Source organism: Ochrobactrum sp. SFR4 (assembly GCF_019730395.1).
Lineage (GTDB): Bacteria > Pseudomonadota > Alphaproteobacteria > Rhizobiales > Rhizobiaceae > Pseudochrobactrum.
Genome location: NZ_JAAPBB010000799.1, coordinates 1 through 270, shown reverse-complemented (window position 1 = coordinate 270; position 270 = coordinate 1). Strand labels below are relative to the sequence as shown.

The window sequence follows — 270 nt, the reverse complement described above, 5'->3', positions numbered from 1 at the left end:
AATATCCGGAATAACATTTCCCGCTTCACCGGCATGGATTTGCCCGAATGTCAGCACCGCAGGCTCAACCGCATCAATCTCGCGACTGATCAATGCCGAGCAATTTAATAAGATAGCGGCCGATGCGAGTACCGGATCAACACCGCGGTTCGGGTAAGCACCATGTGTACCGGTACCATGAACCGCAATATTGATCGCTTTACCGTCAGCCATGCGCGGCCCCGCTTCAATTGAAATTTTGCCGGTTTCAATCTCTGACCAGAGATGAAT

General features: G+C 51.1%; 1 protein-coding gene. It reads right to left on the bottom strand.

What is annotated here, in order from left to right; all coding sequences use genetic code 11:
• Positions 1-270, bottom strand: a 270-nt coding sequence (locus HBA93_RS21275) for a peptidase dimerization domain-containing protein (RefSeq protein ID WP_221724589.1), incomplete at both ends; no start/stop codon positions are given.